Source organism: Streptomyces sp. YJ-C3 (assembly GCF_053891275.1).
This window is the reverse complement of record NZ_CM132685.1, coordinates 7,567,566-7,585,283: the sequence shown is the minus strand read 5'-3', so window position 1 is coordinate 7,585,283 and position 17,718 is coordinate 7,567,566. Positions and strand designations below refer to the sequence as shown.

Annotated in this window: 16 protein-coding genes; 15 read left to right on the top strand and 1 reads right to left on the bottom strand. The window is 69.0% G+C overall.

Translation table 11 applies throughout. The annotated features are described in order from the left end of the window. Positions 1–28 precede the first annotated feature (28 nt). The gene (locus ACVHNB_RS34270; protein ID WP_428954705.1) at positions 29–1,036 is read right to left on the bottom strand and encodes a rod shape-determining protein; all 1,008 of its coding nucleotides are present in this window, start codon (positions 1,034–1,036) and stop codon (positions 29–31) included. Between the two features lie 133 nt (positions 1,037–1,169). On the opposite strand from ACVHNB_RS34270, the gene folC reads away from it, so the two are divergent. The 15 genes from folC (at position 1,170) to ACVHNB_RS34195 (ending at position 17,718) form a co-directional block, all read left to right on the top strand. Further along, the gene (folC, locus tag ACVHNB_RS34265) at positions 1,170–2,705 is read left to right on the top strand and encodes a bifunctional tetrahydrofolate synthase/dihydrofolate synthase (RefSeq protein ID WP_428954706.1); all 1,536 of its coding nucleotides are present in this window, start codon (positions 1,170–1,172) and stop codon (positions 2,703–2,705) included. A 6-nt stretch (positions 2,706–2,711) separates the two neighbouring features. Beyond that, a complete protein-coding gene (locus ACVHNB_RS34260) occupies positions 2,712–3,056 on the top strand; it encodes a DUF4233 domain-containing protein (RefSeq protein WP_428954707.1) in 345 nt (114 codons plus the stop codon). 170 nt (positions 3,057–3,226) lie between these two features. Further along, positions 3,227–3,640, top strand: a complete 414-nt coding sequence (ndk, locus tag ACVHNB_RS34255; protein ID WP_428954708.1) for a nucleoside-diphosphate kinase — start codon at positions 3,227–3,229, stop codon at positions 3,638–3,640. 329 nt (positions 3,641–3,969) lie between these two features. Continuing rightward, positions 3,970–4,989, top strand: coding sequence for a rod shape-determining protein (locus ACVHNB_RS34250; protein ID WP_018531437.1), 1,020 nt, complete (start codon positions 3,970–3,972; stop codon positions 4,987–4,989). A 118-nt stretch (positions 4,990–5,107) separates the two neighbouring features. Further along, the gene (gene mreC, locus ACVHNB_RS34245; protein WP_428954709.1) at positions 5,108–6,055 is read left to right on the top strand and encodes a rod shape-determining protein MreC; all 948 of its coding nucleotides are present in this window, start codon (positions 5,108–5,110) and stop codon (positions 6,053–6,055) included. A 19-nt stretch (positions 6,056–6,074) separates the two neighbouring features. After that, positions 6,075–6,749 carry a rod shape-determining protein MreD gene (gene mreD / locus ACVHNB_RS34240; protein WP_428954710.1) on the top strand — a complete coding sequence of 225 codons (675 nt, stop codon included), beginning with the start codon at positions 6,075–6,077 and terminating at the stop codon, positions 6,747–6,749. A 101-nt stretch (positions 6,750–6,850) separates the two neighbouring features. Beyond that, complete coding sequence (mrdA, locus tag ACVHNB_RS34235; protein WP_428954711.1) at positions 6,851–9,031, top strand: penicillin-binding protein 2; 2,181 nt, start codon at positions 6,851–6,853, stop codon at positions 9,029–9,031. A gap of 6 nt (positions 9,032–9,037) precedes the next feature. After that, positions 9,038–10,240: a rod shape-determining protein RodA gene (rodA, locus tag ACVHNB_RS34230; RefSeq protein WP_428954712.1), complete on the top strand. Its 1,203-nt coding sequence runs from the start codon at positions 9,038–9,040 to the stop codon at positions 10,238–10,240. Positions 10,241–10,345: 105 nt separating this feature from the next. After that, positions 10,346–11,851, top strand: coding sequence for a CYTH and CHAD domain-containing protein (locus tag ACVHNB_RS34225; protein WP_428954713.1), 1,506 nt, complete (start codon positions 10,346–10,348; stop codon positions 11,849–11,851). A 71-nt stretch (positions 11,852–11,922) separates the two neighbouring features. After that, positions 11,923–13,884 carry a TIGR03960 family B12-binding radical SAM protein gene (locus ACVHNB_RS34220; RefSeq protein ID WP_456226666.1) on the top strand — a complete coding sequence of 654 codons (1,962 nt, stop codon included), beginning with the start codon at positions 11,923–11,925 and terminating at the stop codon, positions 13,882–13,884. 350 nt (positions 13,885–14,234) lie between these two features. Further along, positions 14,235–14,441, top strand: coding sequence for a hypothetical protein (locus ACVHNB_RS34215; protein WP_456226665.1), 207 nt, complete (start codon positions 14,235–14,237; stop codon positions 14,439–14,441). Next, entirely contained in the window at positions 14,425–14,946 is a 522-nt protein-coding gene (locus ACVHNB_RS34210) for a DUF6879 family protein (RefSeq protein WP_456226664.1), read from the top strand. The genes ACVHNB_RS34215 and ACVHNB_RS34210 overlap by 17 nt, the downstream gene beginning before the upstream one ends. Further along, positions 14,936–15,784, top strand: coding sequence for a helix-turn-helix domain-containing protein (locus tag ACVHNB_RS34205; RefSeq protein ID WP_456226663.1), 849 nt, complete (start codon positions 14,936–14,938; stop codon positions 15,782–15,784). Before ACVHNB_RS34210 ends, ACVHNB_RS34205 begins: the two co-directional genes overlap by 11 nt. Positions 15,785–16,063: 279 nt before the next feature. Further along, complete coding sequence (locus tag ACVHNB_RS34200) at positions 16,064–16,291, top strand: DUF7848 domain-containing protein (protein WP_456226662.1); 228 nt, start codon at positions 16,064–16,066, stop codon at positions 16,289–16,291. 896 nt (positions 16,292–17,187) lie between these two features. Then, on the top strand, positions 17,188–17,718 hold the full coding sequence (locus ACVHNB_RS34195; RefSeq protein ID WP_456226661.1) for a hypothetical protein: 531 nt from the start codon (positions 17,188–17,190) through the stop codon (positions 17,716–17,718).

Below are 17,718 nucleotides of genomic sequence, written 5' to 3'. Positions count from 1 at the left end.
CGCCGATGCCCGGCCCCGCCGGGACGGCCTACGCCGCTGTCATCACCCGCTGGAGCTCGTCGAAGTCGTCCACGCACTTGCCGCAGCCCAACGCGACGCTGTCCAGCGGGTCCTCCGCCACGAACACCGGGATGCCCGTCCCGGACGCCAGGCGCAGATCGAGGCCGGGCAGCAGCGCGCCGCCGCCCGTCAGCACGATCCCGTGCTCCATGACGTCGCCGGACAGCTCCGGCGGACACTCCTCCAGCGTCGCCTTCACCGCCGTGATGATCGCCTCCACCGGTTCGTCCAGCGCGGCCCGCACCTCGCGCACGGTCAGCTCGACCGTCTTGGGCAGCCCCGCGACCTTCTCGCGCCCCCGTACGGTGAACGCCCGCATCTCGAAGGCGTCCTGCCCGGGCACCGGCCACGCCGAACCGATCGCGACCTTGATGTCCTCGGCCGTCCGCTCCCCGATGAGGAGCCCGTGCTCCTTGCGCACATGGTCCGTGATCGCCTCGTCGAGCCGGTCACCGCCCACCCGCAGCGACTGCGAAGTGACCACGCCGCCAAGGGAGATGACGGCCACCTCGGTCGTGCCGCCCCCGATGTCCACGACCATCGACCCGCGCGGATCGGCCACCGGCAGGCCCGCCCCGATCGCCGCCGCCATCGGCTCCTCGATCAGGTGGACGGCCCGCGCGCCCGACCGCTGGGCCGCGTGCACGATGGCCCGCCGCTCCACGGGCGTCACCCCGCTCGGCACGCACACCACCATCCGCGTACGGGGCCGCCGCCCGGGCACCGCCTTGCGCACGAAGTGCCGGATCATCTCCTCGGCCGCTTCGTAGTCGCTGATCACGCCGCCGCGCAGCGGCCGGATCGCGGTGATCGAGCCGGGGGTCCGGCCGATGGTCTCCTTCGCCTCGGCACCGACGGCGAGCGCGCCGCGGCCGCCTTCCTTGACGGCGACGACCGACGGTTCGTTCAGCACGATGCCCTGACCGCGCACGTAGAGAAGGGTGTTGGCGGTGCCGAGATCGATGCCTATGTCCATGATCGCCAAGTTTGCAGGTCGATGCTGTGATCCGGCGGGACCAAGGTCCCGAAACGGACAGGCACAAAGTCCTGATTCGGGACCGCGGGTGGCGTCTGCGGCACTGTCGGCGCGCCTCCGTAGACTGGCGTACGTGAGTGACCTCCCTCCGCGCGACAGCAGCGACGACGAGCCCGCCGGCCACCCCGACTCCGACGCCTTCGAGGAGATCGTGGGCGCCGAGACCGACCGCGACCCCGACCTCGCGGTGATCGAGGCGGGCAGCCGCACCCTGCGCACCCAGGGCGGCCCGCCGCAGGGCGACGGTGTCCCCGCGCGCCCGCAGGACCCCGAGGTGGAGCGGGCGCTGCGCGCGGTGGAGGCCGACCTCGCCGGGCGCTGGGGCGAGACGAAGCTGGAGCCGTCCGTCAGCCGCATCGCCGCGCTCATGGACGTGCTGGGCGAGCCGCAGCGCGCGTACCCCTCGATCCACATCACGGGGACGAACGGCAAGACGTCCACGGCCCGCATGATCGAGGCGCTCCTCGGCGCCTTCGAGCTGCGCACCGGCCGGTACACGTCGCCGCACGTCCAGTCGGTCACCGAGCGCATCAGCCTCGACGGCGCCCCCATCGCGTACGAGCGCTTCATCGAGACGTTCGAGGACATCAAGCCGTACGTGGAGATGGTCGACTCCCAGCAGGAGTTCCGGCTCTCCTTCTTCGAGGTGCTGACCGGTATGGCCTACGCGGCCTTCGCCGACGCCCCCGTCGACGTCGCGGTCGTCGAGGTCGGCATGGGCGGCCGCTGGGACGCGACCAACGTGATCGACGCGTCGGTCGCCGTCATCACCCCCATCGACCTCGACCACACCGACCGGCTCGGCTCCACACCCGGCGAGATCGCGGGCGAGAAGTCCGGGATCATCAAGCAGGACGCGACCGTGATCATGGCGCAGCAGCCGGTGGACGCGGCGCAGGTGATCCTCAAGAAGGCCGTCGAGACCGACGCGACCGTCGCGCGCGAGGGCCTGGAGTTCGGCGTCGTCGCGCGCCAGGTCGCCGTCGGCGGCCAGCTCGTGACGCTGCGCGGCCTGGGCGGCGAGTACGAGGAGATCTTCCTCCCGCTGCACGGCGCGCACCAGGCGCACAACGCGGCGGTCGCGCTCGCCGCCGTCGAGGCGTTCTTCGGCATCGGCTCGCAGCACGCGCGCCCGCTCGACATCGACACCATCCGCAAGGCGTTCGCGAGCGTCACCTCGCCGGGCCGCCTGGAGGTCGTGCGCCGCTCGCCGACCGTCGTGCTCGACGCCGCGCACAACCCGGCGGGCGCCCGGGTCACCGCCGAGGCGATCAGCGAGGTCTTCGACTTCAGCCGGCTGATCGGCGTCGTCGGCGCCAGCGCCGACAAGAACGTGCGAGGACTGCTCGAGGCCTTCGAGCCGATCTTCGCGGAGATCGTCGTCACGCAGAACTCCAGCCACCGGGCCATGGACGCCGACGAACTGGCGGCCGTCGCGGTGGAGGTCTTCGGCGACGACCGGGTGCAGGTCGAGCCGCGGCTCGACGACGCGTTGGAGGCCGCGATCACGCTCGCCGAGGAAGAGGGCGAGTACGCGGGCGGGGGAGTGCTCGTCACCGGATCCGTGATCACGGTCGGCGAGGCCAGGCTGTTGCTGGGGAAGGGCTGATCCGCTGTGCGTACGTTGTGTTCCTCGACCCTGATCGGTGAGTTCTTCGTCATCGGCTTCGCCGGTCTGGTGGCGATGAAGGACCCCGATCTGTCGAGCGGTCTGGTGTGGACGGTGTGCGGCATCGCCATGGTGCTCAGCGTGCTGCTGTGCGGCATGGTGACCCGGCCGGGCGGTGTCCAGCTCGGCTGGGCCCTGCAGATCGCCCTGATCGTCAGCGGCGTCTTCGTGCCGCTGATGTTCTTCATGGGGGCGTGCTTCGCGGCCCTGTGGTGGGCATCGGTCCACTTCGGCCGGAAGGTCGACGAGGCGAAGGCCCGCTGGGCGCAGCAGGAGTCGAGCGCGGCCTGAGCGTGTTCTCGGGGCGGGGGCCTCGTCTGCGGGCCGGTGGGGGCCGGTCGCGCAACCACGACGAACCGGGACCAGCCCACCAGCGGCAGGACCCACGGCGCCCGGCCCCGGTGACCCCCTGTAATCTCAGGCCCACCGCACATCCAGGCCGCACAAGGAGTCCAGCCACAATGACCCAGCGCACGCTCGTCCTGCTCAAGCCCGACGCCGTCCGCCGCGGCCTGATCGGCGAGGTCATCGGCCGTATCGAGCGCAAGGCCGGCTGGACGATCAGCGCCCTGGAGCTGCGCAGCCTGAGCCAGGAGACGCTGGAGCAGCACTACGGCGAGCACAAGGGCAAGCCGTTCTACGAGCCGCTGGTCGCCTTCATGTCGTCCGGCCCGGTCGTCGCGCTGGTCGTCGAGGGCGAGCGCGTCATCGAGGGCGTACGCCAGCTGGCCGGTCCGACCGACCCGATCGCCGCCGCCCCCGGTTCGATCCGCGGCGACTTCGGCGTCATCGTCCGGGAGAACCTGATCCACGCCTCGGACTCCGAGGAGTCGGCCGAGCGTGAGCTGAAGATCTTCTTCCCGAACCTGGTCTGAGGTTTTCCGGTCTCGGCTGCTGAGATCTCCGGAATTTCTTTTCTGACGCCGCATCAGTCACGCAGCGCGACTGACCTGGAGCGGCCCGATAAAATGGGCCGCTCTTTGGCATATGCGCCCCGATTGGGGGAACGCAACCCTCCGTCGGCACGTCCCCATTAGCGGGGCGGCGATTCATCTGCTGACAATGGCGAAGACCCTCGCGCCGTGGTCGTGCAGGCAAGACTACGATGGAAGCCTCCACGCCACACGCGTTAACCTCTCGCCTACCTGACAAGCAATCAGACGCTCCACTTGGGAAGGCCAGACGAATCCTGATGGGGAACTCAATGTCGTTCATCGGCCGTGACATGGCTGTCGACCTCGGGACCGCCAACACGCTGGTGTACGTCAGGGGTCGCGGGATCGTGCTCAACGAACCCTCCGTGGTCGCGATCAACACGAACACCGGTGGCATCCTCGCGGTCGGCGCCGAAGCCAAGAAAATGATCGGTCGCACCCCTGGCAACATCGTCGCGGTGCGTCCACTGAAGGACGGCGTGATCGCCGACTTCGAGATCACGGAGCGGATGCTCCGCTACTTCATCCTGAAGATCCACAAGCGTCGCTACCTGGCGCGGCCCCGCGTGGTCGTGTGCGTGCCCTCCGGCATCACCGGCGTGGAGCGTCGCGCCGTCATCGAGGCCTCCTCGCAGGCCGGTGCCCGCCAGGTGCACATCATCGAGGAGCCGATGGCCGCGGCCATCGGCTCCGGTCTCCCGGTCCACGAGGCCACGGGCAACATGGTGGTGGACATCGGCGGCGGCACCACCGAGGTCGCGGTGATCTCGCTCGGCGGAATCGTCACGGCACAGTCGATCCGCGTCGCGGGCGACGAGCTGGACAACGCGATCATCCAGCACATCAAGAAGGAGTACTCGCTCCTCCTCGGTGAGCGCACCGCCGAACAGATCAAGATCACCATCGGTTCCGCGTACGACCTCGACTCCGACGAGCACACCGAGATCCGCGGCCGCGACCTCGTGTCCGGTCTGCCGAAGACGGTCGTCATCTCGGCCGCCGAGGTGCGCAAGGCCATCGAGGAGCCGGTCAACGCGATCGTCGACGCGGTCAAGACCACCCTCGACAAGTGCCCGCCCGAACTGTCGGGCGACGTCATGGACCGCGGTATCGTCCTGACCGGCGGCGGCGCCCTGCTGCGCGGCCTCGACGAGCGGCTGCGCCGCGAGACCGGCATGCCGATCCACATCGCGGAGGACCCGCTGGACAGCGTGGCCCTCGGGTCCGGCAAGTGCGTCGAGGAGTTCGAGGCGCTCCAGCAGGTGCTGGACGCCTCGCCACGCAGATGACGTGACGCGAAAACGTCCGCCGTACGAGTGCCTGCCACTTCGTGCGGCGGATCGTTGATATAGAGGCAAGGCATAAGAATTCCCCAGATTCCAATTGAGGAAGGCACGGCCGCCGCACGTGAGGGACACACGAGAGAGCCGGCTGCTCCTGGTGCTGCTGATCGCCATCGCGTTCGCACTGATCACGGTGGACATCCGCGGCGGTGAGGACTCGCCGGTCGACGGTGCCCGCCAGGCCGCCGCCAAGGTCTTCGGTCCGGTGGAGAACGGCGTCTCCGGCGCGGTCGACCCCATCGGGAACGCCATAAGCGCGGTCCGCGACTCCGGCAACCGGCACGACCGCATCGGTCAGCTGGAGCGCGAGAACGCCGCGTTGAAGGCCGAGCTCGGCAGCGACGACCGCAACCGCAGCAAGATCCACCAGCTCGACACCATGCTGAAGACCGCGGGTGCGGGCCAGTACGGCATCAAGGGCGCCCAGATCATCGCCATAGGGTCCGCGCAGGGCTTCTCCTGGACCGTCACCATCGACGCGGGCGCCAGCGACGGCATCAAGCGCGACATGACCGTCCTGAACGGGGACGGTCTCGTCGGCCGCGTCACCACCGTCGGCCCCAACACCGCCACGGTGCTGCTCGCCAACGACCCCGACTTCACCGTCGGCACCCGCATGGAGAAGACCGACGAGCTCGGCTTCGCCTCCGGGCAGGGCGACCGACCGCTGCGCGTCCAACTGCTCAACGGCAAGGCCAAGGTCAAGAAGGGCGACCGCCTCGTCACCTTCGGCTCGCAGGCCGACAAGCCGTTCGTGCCCGGCGTCCCGGTCGGCAAGGTCGTCCGCGTCGACCCGTCCGGCGGCGATCTGACCCGCACCGTCTACGTCGAGCCCTACGTCGGGTTCACCAAGCTCGACATCGTCGGCATCGTCGTGCAGCCCCCGCGCACCGACCCGCGCGACGAGGTCCTGCCCGCCAAGCCCGCCAAGCCGAAGCCGGCCCCGACCGTGACCGTCACCGCCACCCCGTCCGCGCCCGCAGGCGGCGCCGACAACGGCTACGAGCAGTAGTCAGGAGGAGCAAAGAACCATGCGCTTCAACCGGATGCTGCTCTCCATCACCCTCGTCGTCGTCGCCCTGGTCGTCCAGGTCTGCATTCTCGCGAGGCTCCAACTCCCCGGTGCCGTACCCGACCTGCTGCTCCTGACCGTCCTGGGCCTGGCCCTGGTGTACGGGCACGTGGGCGGCGCCCTCGTCGGCTTCGGCGCGGGTCTGCTCGCCGACCTCGCCCCGCCCGCCGACCACGCCGCCGGCCGCTACGCCCTCGTCCTCTGCGTCATCGGCTACCTCGCCGGTCTCGCCAAGCCGGACACCGGACAGCTGCGCTCGGCCGCGGGCCCCATGCTCGTGGTCGTCGGCGCGGCCGTCGGCACGACCCTGCTCTACGCGGGCGTGGGCGCCCTCGTCGGCGACACCGCGGCCCGCCATGTCGGCCTCGGCAGCCTGCTGTTCACGGCCGCGCTCTACGACCTGCTGCTCGCGCCGTTCGTCGTGCCCGGCGTGATGGCGCTCGCCAGACGCGCGGAGAACGACCCGCTGAGCGACAGCTCCGGCGGCTCCGCCAAGGCCGCCGACGTGTCCTCCGGCTGGCTCTCCGCCGGCACCGGTCTGCGCATCGGCAACCAGCGCGGCGGGCTGCGCATGAAGTCCGTCAAGGCGCGCGCCGCCCGGGCCGGACGCATCAAGGGGGTCAAGCGCCTGTGAGCGCCCGGCAGTCGACGCCCCTGACGCCCCTGACGCCCGCCATGCACAGCTTCCGCGTGTACACGTACTCGTACACGTACTGAGAGGGGGAGCACGCCACCGTGACCAACATCCCCGAGACGGGCCGGACCCCACGGGTCCAGATCCGCCTCATCGTCCTTCAGATCCTCGTCCTCTCCCTCCTGCTGACGCTCGGCGGCCGCCTCTGGTACCTCCAGATCCGCAACGGCGACGAGTACGCCAAGGAGGCCTCCGGCAACCACGTCCAGCAGGTCGTCACGCCCGCCGTGCGCGGCTCGATCCTCGACGCCCGCGGTGTGCCCATCGCCGACAACGAGACCCGGCTCGTGGTCTCCGCCTCGCGCACCGACCTGATGAAGATGAAGGACGACGGCAAGAGCGTCCTCGCCAAGCTCGCCGACGTCCTCGGGATGCAGCCCAAGGAGGTCGAGGAGAAGGTCCGGCTGTGCGACGCCAAGACGCCGCAGCCCTGCTGGAACGGCTCGCCCTACCAGCCCATCCCGATCACCGACGAGGCCACGCCCAAGCAGGCGCTGCAGATCCGCGAGCGCGGCGAGGACTTCCCCGGCATCACCGCCGAACCCACCGCCGTACGCCGCTACGCCGGACCCGGCGGCTCCAACACCGCCCAGGTCCTCGGCTACCTCTCCCCGGTCACCGACGCGGAGATCGAGAAGGCCAAGGACACCGACTCGCCCTACCTGCGCTCCGACCAGGTCGGCCGCTCCGGCCTGGAGCGCACCTACGACAAGGAGCTGCGCGGCAAGGCCGGCGTCACCCGCTACGAGGTCGACAACCTCGGCCGCGTCATCGGCCGCGCCAACAGCGACAAGGCCGAGCCGGGAGCGAACGTCGTCACGTCGATAGACGCACGCGTCCAGTCCGTCGCCGAGTACGAGCTCAACGAGGCCATGAAGGCCGCCCGCAAGGAGTTCGACAAGAACACCGGCACCAACTACAAGGCCGACTCCGGCGCCGTCGTGGTGATGGAGGCCAAGACCGGCCGCGTCGTCGCCATGGCGTCCAACCCGGCCTACGACCCGAACGCCTGGGTCGGCGGCATCTCCGGCAAGGACTACGCCGAGCTCACCGGCAAGAAGTCCAACTACCCGCTGCTGAACCGCGCGATCCAGGGCCAGGCCGCCCCGGGCTCGATCTTCAAGGTCGTCTCCACGACGGCCGCGGTCAACGCCGGCTACCCGTTCAACGGCCGCTACCCCTGCACCAGCTCGTACTCCATCGGCAACCAGGTCTTCAAGAACTTCGAGTCGGAGAACTTCGGCCCGATCAACCTGGGCCGCGCCCTGGAGGTCTCCTGCGACACCGTCTTCTACGGACTCGCCCACAACGAGTGGAAGAAGGACGGCGGTCTCAAGGGCAACAAGGACACTCAGGACTGGTTCTACAAGACGGCCCACCAGTTCGGTCTCGGCAAGGAGACCGGCATCGACCTGCCCAACGAGGTCACCGGCCGGGTCCCCGACCGCCAGTGGAAGCAGCGGTTCTGGAAGGCCAACAAGGACTCCTGGTGCAAGTCCGGCAAGAAGGACGGCGACTACGTCCAGCGCCTGAACTACGAGAACTGCCTCGAAGGCAACCTCATGCGCGCCGGTGACTCCGTCAACTACTCCATCGGCCAGGGCGACACCCTCGTCACCCCGATCCAGATGGCGTCGATCTACGCGGCGATCTCCAACGGCGGCACCCTGCACGAGCCCGAGGTCGGCAAGGCCATCGTCAGCGCCGACGGCAAGAACGTCCAGGAGATCCAGCCGAAGGTCAACGGCAAGCTCCCCTTCAAGGGCAAGACCCGCGACGAGATAGACCAAGCACTGGCGGGAGTGGCGACCCGCGGTACGGCGGCCTGGCGCTTCGGCGGCTGGCCCCAGGACAAGATCCCGATGCACGCCAAGACCGGTACGGCCGAGGTCTACGGCAAGCAGACGACGTCGTGGTTCGCGACGTACACCAAGGACTACTCGATCGTCATGACGATCTCCCAGGGTGGTACGGGTTCCGGCGCCTCGGGTCCCGCCGTCCGCAAGATCTACGACGCGATCTACGGCCTCGACAGCAGCGGCAAGCAGAACCTGAAGAAGGCGCTGCTGCCCGAGCCGGAGAAGAGCCTGCCGAAGATCGAGAAGGACGGCTCGATCGACTCCCCGAAGATCAAGCCGTACGAGCCCAACAAGGAAGAGCCGCCCGCGCAGCAGGAACTGGCGGCGGGTCTGCCCACCTCCACGTACAGCAGGAGGGACTGACCGACCATGGCCGGCACCAATGGCTTCTCCGTCTCCGGCTACGGGCCGCAGCAGCGCTCCACCATGTCGCGGCTCATGGCCCGCGACTCGGTGGTGCGCCGGCTCGACTGGCCGATACTGCTGTCGGCGGTCGCGCTGTCGCTGATCGGCGCCGCGCTGGTCTACTCGGCCACGCGCAACCGCACCGAGCTCAACCAGGGCGACCCGTACTACTTCCTGTTCCGGCACCTGCTGAACACCGGCATCGGGTTCGCGCTGATGATCGGGACGATCTGGCTGGGACACCGGACGCTGCGGACGGCGGTCCCGATCCTGTACGGGATCTCCGTCTTCCTGGTGCTGCTCGTCCTCACCCCGCTCGGCGCCACCGTCAACGGCGCGCACGCCTGGATCATCATCGGCGGCGGCTTCTCCCTCCAGCCCTCCGAGTTCGTGAAGATCACGATCATCCTGGGCATGGCGATGCTGCTCGCGGCGCGCGTCGACGCCGGAGACCGGGAACACCCCGACCACCGCACCGTCCTCCAGGCGCTCGGCCTCGCCGCCGTCCCGATGATGGTCGTCATGCTGATGCCGGACCTCGGGTCCGTCATGGTCATGGTGATGATCGTGCTCGGCGTGCTGCTCTCGTCCGGCGCGTCCAACCGGTGGGTGCTCGGGCTGATCGGGGTCGGCGCCGCCGGGGCCGTGGCCGTCTGGCAGCTCGGGGTGCTCGACGACTACCAGATCGCGCGGTTCGCGGCGTTCGCCAACCCGGCGCTCGACCCCGCGGGCGTCGGCTACAACACCAACCAGGCGCGGATCGCGATCGGTTCGGGCGGGCTGAGCGGTGCCGGCCTGTTCCACGGATCGCAGACGACCGGACAGTTCGTGCCCGAGCAGCAGACGGACTTCGTCTTCACGGTGGCCGGCGAGGAGCTGGGCTTCCTGGGAGCGGGCGCGATCGTGCTGCTGCTCGGGGTGCTGCTGTGGCGGGCGTGCCGGATCGCCCGGGAGACGACGGAGCTGTACGGCACGATCGTCGCCGCCGGGATCATCGCCTGGTTCGCCTTCCAGGCCTTCGAGAACATCGGAATGACCCTCGGCATCATGCCGGTGGCCGGCCTGCCGCTGCCGTTCGTCTCGTACGGAGGATCGTCGATGTTCGCCGTGTGGGTGGCGGTGGGGCTGTTGCAGTCGATCAGGGTGCAACGTCCCATGTCTGCGTAGGCCTCCGGCGGGCGCGGCAGTCGTCGGGGTCGCTCGCGCGGATCCTCGCGCCCCTGGCGGCCCTGACCTCTATCGGCGCGCAGATGTGCCGTCTAGATTCAGGTTATGGCGGAGACCAAGCGCGAGATCGAGCGGAAGTACGACGCCCCTGCCGAGCACTTCAGGCTCCCCGACCTGCACAAGGTCCCCGGAGTGTCGGCCGTCGTCGACAAGGGCGTCATGGAACTCGACGCCGTGTACTACGACACCACCGACCAGCGGCTGGCCGCGCACCAGATCACCCTGCGGCGCCGGACCGGGGGCGACGACGCCGGCTGGCACCTGAAACTGCCCGTCGCCATCAGCGAGGGCGTACGGGACGAGGTACGCGCCCCGCTCTCCGACGAGGTGCCGCGGGCGCTCGCCGGGCTCGTCCGGTCCCATGTGCGCGGCGACGAGCTGATCCCCGTCGTGCGGCTCCTGTCCTCGCGCGACGTGTCCCATCTGACCGGGGCCGACGGCGCACTCCTCGCCGAGGTGAGCGTCGACGCCGTCCGCGCCGAGCGGGTCGGCGGCGCGGAGGCGGCCGCCTGGACCGAGATCGAGGTCGAGCTCGCCGACGACGGTGACCCCGCGTTCCTCGCCAAGGTCGAGAAGAAGCTGGTCAAGGCCGGGGTCGCGCGCTCCGCCGCCACGTCGAAGCTGGCCCGCGCCCTCGACGAGACCGGGGTCCGCCCGCCCCGGAAGGACGCCGCGGAGAAGCCCGTCACGGCCGGGGACCACGTCCTCGCCCATCTGCGGGCCCAGCGCGACACCCTCCTGGAACTCGATCCGGCGGTGCGCCGGGACCTGCCGGACTCCGTGCACCAGATGCGGGTCGCGACCCGGCGCATGCGCAGCGCCTTCAAGACGTACAAGAAGGTGCTCGACCCGGCCGTCACCGAGCCGGTCGGCGAGGAGCTCAAATGGCTCGCGGCGGAACTGGGCATCGACCGGGACCACGAGGTCCTCACCGAGCGGCTCACCCAGCGGATCGACGCCGTGCCCCGCACCCTGCTGCTCGGGCCGGTCCGCGGCCGGCTGCGGATCTGGACGGTCGCCCGGCGCCACGGCTCGCGCCGGCACACGGTCGCCGTGCTCGACGGCAAGCGGTACCTGACGCTCCTCGACAGCCTGGACGCGCTGCTCGCCGAGCCGCCGCTGGGCCCGGCCGCCCGCCGCCCCGCCGCCGACGTCCTCACCAAGGCCGCGCTCAAGGACCACGCCCGCCTCACGGCCCGCGTCGAGCACGCTCTGGCCCTGGAGCCCGGCACGGACCGCGACCTGGCGATGCACGACGCCCGGAAGGCCGCCAAGCGCGCCCGGTACGCGGGGGAGGCCGCCGTGCCCGCGCTCGGCAAGCAGGCCAAGAAGTTCGCCAAGCGCATGAAGAAGGTGCAGTCGCTGCTCGGCGACCACCAGGACTCCGTCGTCGCCCGCGAGGCGCTGCGGGACCTGGCGATCCAGGCCCACGCGGCGGGGGAGACCGCCTTCACCTGGGGACTGCTGTACGGGCAGGAACAGGCGTCCGCGGCGGACCGGGAGCGGGAACTGCCCGGGGTGTGGGCGAAGGCGGCGGAGCCCCGGCTGTAGACGGTGAGGCGGGGTCGCCGGGCGGGTTAGGCTTGAGGGTCACCCCTGTCAGCTCACAAAGGTCCACGGTTATGCCTGCCGAAGCCGCCGCCGCGGCGCCCCAAGTGGTCGAGTCTGTGTTTCCGCAGCTCGAAGCGCTGCTCCCGCATGTGCAGAAGCCGATCCAGTACGTCGGCGGAGAGCTCAACTCCACGGTCAAGCCGTGGGAGTCCGCCGATGTCCGCTGGGCGCTGATGTACCCGGACGCGTACGAGGTCGGTCTGCCCAACCAGGGCGTCATGATCCTCTACGAGGTGCTGAACGAGCGGGAGGGCGTCCTCGCCGAGCGCACCTACAGCGTCTGGCCGGACCTGGAAGCGCTGATGCGCGAGCACAAGGTCCCCCAGTTCACGGTGGACAGCCACCGCCCGGTCAAGGCGTTCGACGTCTTCGGGCTGAGCTTCTCCACCGAGCTCGGCTACACGAACATGCTGGCCGCGCTCGACCTGGCCGGGATCCCGCTGGAGTCCAAGGACCGCACGGTGGACGACCCGATCGTCCTCGCGGGCGGCCACGCGGCGTTCAACCCGGAGCCGATCGCCGACTTCATCGACGCCGCGGTCATCGGTGACGGCGAGCAGGCCGTGCTCGACATGACCGACATCATCCGCGCCTGGAAGGCGGAGGGCCGGCCCGGCGGGCGCGAGGAGGTGCTGTTCCGTCTCGCGAAGACGGGCAGCGTCTACATCCCCGCGTTCTACGACGTCGAGTACCTGCCCGACGGCCGCATCGGCCGCGTCGTGCCGAACAAGTCGGGCGTGCCGTGGCGGGTCAGCAAGCACACCGTCATGGACCTCGACGAGTGGCCGTACCCGAAGCAGCCGCTCGTGCCGCTCGCGGAGACGGTCCACGAGCGGATGTCCGTCGAGATCTTCCGCGGCTGCACCCGCGGCTGCCGCTTCTGCCAGGCCGGCATGATCACGCGCCCCGTGCGGGAGCGAAGCATCACCGGCATCGGCGAGATGGTCGACAAGGGCCTCAAGGCGACCGGCTTCGAGGAGGTCGGCCTGCTGTCGCTGTCCTCCGCCGACCACACCGAGATCGGTGACATCGCGAAGGGACTCGCGGACCGGTACGAGGAGGACAAGATCGGTCTGTCCCTCCCGTCGACCCGCGTCGACGCGTTCAACGTCGACCTGGCCAACGAGCTGACCCGCAACGGCCGCCGCTCCGGCCTCACCTTCGCCCCCGAGGGCGGCAGTGAGCGCATGCGCAAGGTCATCAACAAGATGGTCTCGGAAGAGGACCTCATCCGGACCGTCGCGACCGCGTACGGCAACGGCTGGCGCCAGGTGAAGCTGTACTTCATGTGCGGCCTGCCGACGGAGACGGACGAGGACGTCCTGCAGATCGCCGACATGGCGATGAACGTGATCCAGAAGGGCCGCGAGGTCTCCGGCTCGAACGACATCCGCTGCACGGTGTCCATCGGCGGGTTCGTGCCCAAGCCGCACACCCCGTTCCAGTGGGCGCCGCAGCTGTCCGCCGAGCAGACCGACGAGCGGCTCACCAAGCTGCGCGACAAGATCCGCGGCGACAAGAAGTACGGCCGCTCCATCGGCTTCCGCTACCACGACGGCAAGCCCGGCATCGTCGAGGGCCTGCTCTCCCGCGGCGACCGCCGCATCGGCGACGTCATCCGCGCCGTCTACGAGGACGGCGGCCGCTTCGACGGCTGGCGCGAGCACTTCAGTTACGACCGCTGGATGGAGTGCGCCGCCAAGACGCTGCCCGCGCACGGCGTGGACCTCGACTGGTACACGACGCGTGAGCGCACCTACGAGGAGGTCCTGCCCTGGGACCACCTGGACTCCGGTCTCGACAAGGACTGGCTCTGGGAGGACTGGCAGGACTCGCTCGACGAGACCGAGGTCGACGACTGCCGCTGGACGCCGTGCTTCGACTGCGGTGTCTGCCCGCAGTTTGATACATGGCCACAACTGAGCGACAGCGGGAAGAAGCTGCTTCCGCTGAGTGTGAAGAAGCCGTCTTGAACAGCGGCGATGCGGTACGGGGGATGGCTGAGCGGCTTGCTGCCATGAGTGAGGCGGAGCGTGCTCAGGTACTGCGGATGCTTGGAACGGGGGAGCGCGAGCGCGAGGAGCGGCCTACCAAGCGGACGCCGCTCCCGGCCCCTCGGGAGGCTGAGGGCATCGTCTCGGCAGTCGAGTGGCTCTAGGCGATGAGAGGCGTTCGGGGCATGGGCTCCGGGCGCCTCTCGGTCGTTGAGCGTCTCTTTATGCGACAACGCAAATATTGACGTGACCGCATAGACGACGGTGGCGCCTTCTCCGTACGGTCGTGGAGTCGCCCCATGCAGGGCGCGAGACAGGGGGGTTTCGCCATGGCTCGTGAGGAACTGACCCGGCTGACTGGCAACGGGAACGGCGAGTGCAACAAGAACGACTGCCCGAACGTCTACCGCACGGCGTCCGGCTCGTTGGTGGTGCAGGGCAACGTGTCCGATGCGTTCTCCGCCCCTGATGGGGAAGGGCTCGTGGAGATCCCGGAGGAGACGCTGAGGGAGGCTTTCCGTGCTCTTGGATGGTGACGAGTGGGCGGCCCGGTTCGACTCCTTCCAGCATGAAGCGTGGCGCTTGGAAACGCTGCCGGAGTACCGCGTACCGCAGGAGACCGAGGAGATCGAGGCGTTCCTCGCAGGGGAGCGGCTCGACCCTCACGCCTACTCGAACGAGTACACCGATGACCTTAAACGGCTGCGGCAAGAGGGCAGGAGCAAGGGTCGCGTCCACATCGTGACCCGCCCCCTCTCGGACTATCTGCGCTACGAGTTCATGTACTACCGCCCGCACGCGTGGGCCGGTGAGGACATTCGCATCTTGGATGTCACAGACCGTCCCAACCCCCTTGCCGGGATACAGGACTTCTGGATGTTCGACCGCTCGGAGATCGTGCTCATGAACTACGAGTCGGACGGCACGCAGATCAACCGGGAAGTCTTCGAAGGGGACATCGCCCCCTTCCTTGAGTACCAGCGGATCGCCCTGGCCGAGTCGGTCCCCTTCGAGGAGTACGTGAAGGGCCTTGACGTTTGATCCGGAGTCGCTGGGGAGGTCCAGGTCGGGCCTGGCCGAGGCGCTGCGCAGTGAGCGCAGGAGAGCCGGCCTCACCCAGACGACGCTCGCCCGGCGCTGTGCCATGTCCCAGACCAAGGTCAGCAACATGGAGAGCGGCAAGGTCACCCCCACGATCGTCGACGTGGAGCTGGTCCTGGAGGCGCTCGGTGCAGCGGGCCCCGTCGCCACAGAGATACTCCGCCTTGCCCGCTCGGCGAACACCGAGTGGCAGGACGACTGGGGTTCTCAACGGCGGGGCCTGGACAAGAAGCAGAACGAGCTGGCGCGGCTGGAAGCGGTCACCACGGAGTTCCGGTTCTTCCTGCCGACCATGGTCACGGGTCTTCTGGCGACGCCCGACTACGTACGCGCCAGCCTCTCGCGCAACTCCGGCGACATGACCAAGACGGTTGCGAAGAAGCTGGAGCGCCAGCAGATCCTGATGGACTCGTCGAAGTTCTTCACGTTCCTGCTCACGGAACAGGCCGTGCGCTGGCCCCTGGCTTCTCCGATGGCGATGGCCATGCAGCTTGACCGCCTGGCGTCGGTCTCCCGGATTCCGAACGTACGACTCGGTGTGATCCCTCTCGGGATTGTCGGCCCTGTAGCCGAGACCCCGCTGAGCGTCTTCACGGTCTACGACCGGCGGCTGGTCCAAGTCGAGACCCACACAGGGGCTTTGATCCTCCGAGACCACAGAGACGTGGGCGCGTACAGGGAGGAGTTCGAGCGGTACGAATCCCATGCCGTTTTCGGGGATGCCTGCCGGGCGCTCCTGGCCGAGTGGTCCATGGTCTTTACCCGACGACACCAATAGGCGTAGGTCACCGGCCCGCACCGGATGAGACTGATTGCCCGCTCAGGACATTCGGCTGGGGAGGCATCAGGCCGTGGGTGATTCGAGAAGGACGATGTGCGGTCCAGTACATGTGGCTCTGCCGCCCACTCCGCCCAGACCTGCGACGGGCTGCGGGGTCTGCGCCGCACTCGACGCACAGCGGCGGGCGGCGCGGGACAGGGGCGACCTGTCGGCGGCGACGGATGCGGACGTGGAGATCCGTAACCACCCTCACCGCACCCTCGGACGGGGGCGACGATGAGCCGCTCCGTCCTGCGCTACGTGGAGCACCGGATCGCCCAACACCCGGACACGGACGTGACGTTCGAGGCGGAGTGTCTGGCTCACCCGTGCGGCTGGTCGGCGCAGCCGTCGGAGGACGGCGCGGCGGTCGACGTGGAGTGCATGAGCCATACCGGCCGCACCGGGCACGAGGGCTTCCGGCGGGTGTGTACGTCGTTTGCGATCGTGGTACGAACTGCGTGACCAGGGTGATGGTGCACGGGAAGACGAGACGACGCACTCCGTGTCCGGAGGGGACAGCGTCAGCAGTGGAGTTCCTCAACCACACGGGGCGCAGGAGGTAGCACCAGCGGCGTGACCCGGGAGCCCGCGCTCTTCCGGGAGTCCTCGCCATTTCCTGATGCCTGGGTGAGCCTCCGCATTCACACTGGCCACACCCGTATCCGGGGCTCGTTGCCGTGTCTCCGTGGATTCCGGCAGGGAAACTTTTCAGCCACATGTGGCTGGCGGCGCACGACAGGTGCTGCCTTCGCCTTCAGGATGAATCCGCTCGTCGCACCAGCCAGTGGGTGTGTCGGGCAGGGAGCGTGCCTGCTGGGCCCGTGAGGCTCACATCCCGCCCCAGAGTGTCGCAGACCACTTCGGGTGGCGCGCTCCTGGACTTGGTTCGGGCTCGGGGCCGGTGTGCCGGTGCGAGTACCTTCTCGCGGCTGCCCCGTCAGCCGTACGCTGACGCCCGTTTCCCCGGGCCCGGACCGCCCAGCGTCGCCTTCCCGGGTACACCCCCCCCGAGCCCGGGAGGGCGGCCAACTCCGACCGCCGGAAACTCGGCCTGGTTCGGGGTGCTGGATGTGGGTTCCGTCCCGGAGGGGAGGCGGCGTCGCCGAGCCCCAGGGGTTTGTTCCTCCGCGTTTCAGGTCGTTGGAGGACCGGCCCCGCCCTCGTGGGCGTGCGCGGTCGTGCGCGGCCCGGGACGGAACCCACCGGGCACACCTTCGGCCCGGTCGGGGACGGCTTCACGCCAATTACCGCACGGGGAGGGTGGTTGAGTACGCGTACTCAGGCATGCCACAGCAAGACGCCACTACCGTCACGGTAGTTGGCTGGTACGCCACAGGACGTGTGTTGGAGGAGGGCCAGTGTCCACGGGGGACAGCAGCTCATGGGTGTCGGGGATCTTCGACATGGCCAAGGACGCGGCGGGTGCTGCCGCGGACCTGATGACGGAGCTTTCGTCGTTCACGAAGTTCCAGCAGAGCATCGAGCAGGTCATCACGGACCTCAAGCAGTCACCGGCCAGTGCGCACCAGGTGGGCCTTGACCAGCCGCAGCGTGGCAACTTCGGCGGACTTGCCGGTACTTGGGGTGGAGCCGATGATCTCGGTACTGCGCACGCGAAGGTGATCGCCGAGCTGGAGAAGCTCTCCAAGCTGCTCTCGGATTCGATCGAGGGCATGGGCATCGCGGTCCTCGCCTCGCACAAGGGCTACGAGAACGTGGATACGGACGTACGCGAGCGGCTGCACGCCATCACCGCTGAAACCAGGAAGAACTACGACGGCACGTACGTACCGGACCTGTCCAAGCAGCAGGCCGGGGATTCGCACGGCAATCCGAGCAGCGCGCCGACGGCGGATGTGTCGGGCGGCGAGACGGCGGGAGGGATCTGA

Bases quoted from the DNA above. Each gene is read 5' to 3' on its own strand.
- ACVHNB_RS34200 (WP_456226662.1), top strand. From the start codon at position 16,064: ATGAGCCGCTCCGTCCTGCGCTACGTGGAGCACCGGATCGCCCAACAC.
- ACVHNB_RS34250 (WP_018531437.1), top strand. From the start codon at position 3,970: ATGTCGTTCATCGGCCGTGACATGGCTGTCGACCTCGGGACCGCCAAC.
- ACVHNB_RS34215 (WP_456226665.1), top strand. From the start codon at position 14,235: ATGGCTCGTGAGGAACTGACCCGGCTGACTGGCAACGGGAACGGCGAG.
- ACVHNB_RS34220 (WP_456226666.1), top strand. From the start codon at position 11,923: ATGCCTGCCGAAGCCGCCGCCGCGGCGCCCCAAGTGGTCGAGTCTGTG.
- mreD (WP_428954710.1), top strand. From the start codon at position 6,075: ATGCGCTTCAACCGGATGCTGCTCTCCATCACCCTCGTCGTCGTCGCC.
- ACVHNB_RS34225 (WP_428954713.1), top strand. From the start codon at position 10,346: ATGGCGGAGACCAAGCGCGAGATCGAGCGGAAGTACGACGCCCCTGCC.
- rodA (WP_428954712.1), top strand. From the start codon at position 9,038: ATGGCCGGCACCAATGGCTTCTCCGTCTCCGGCTACGGGCCGCAGCAG.
- ndk (WP_428954708.1), top strand. From the start codon at position 3,227: ATGACCCAGCGCACGCTCGTCCTGCTCAAGCCCGACGCCGTCCGCCGC.
- ACVHNB_RS34270 (WP_428954705.1), bottom strand. From the start codon at position 1,036: ATGGACATAGGCATCGATCTCGGCACCGCCAACACCCTTCTCTACGTG.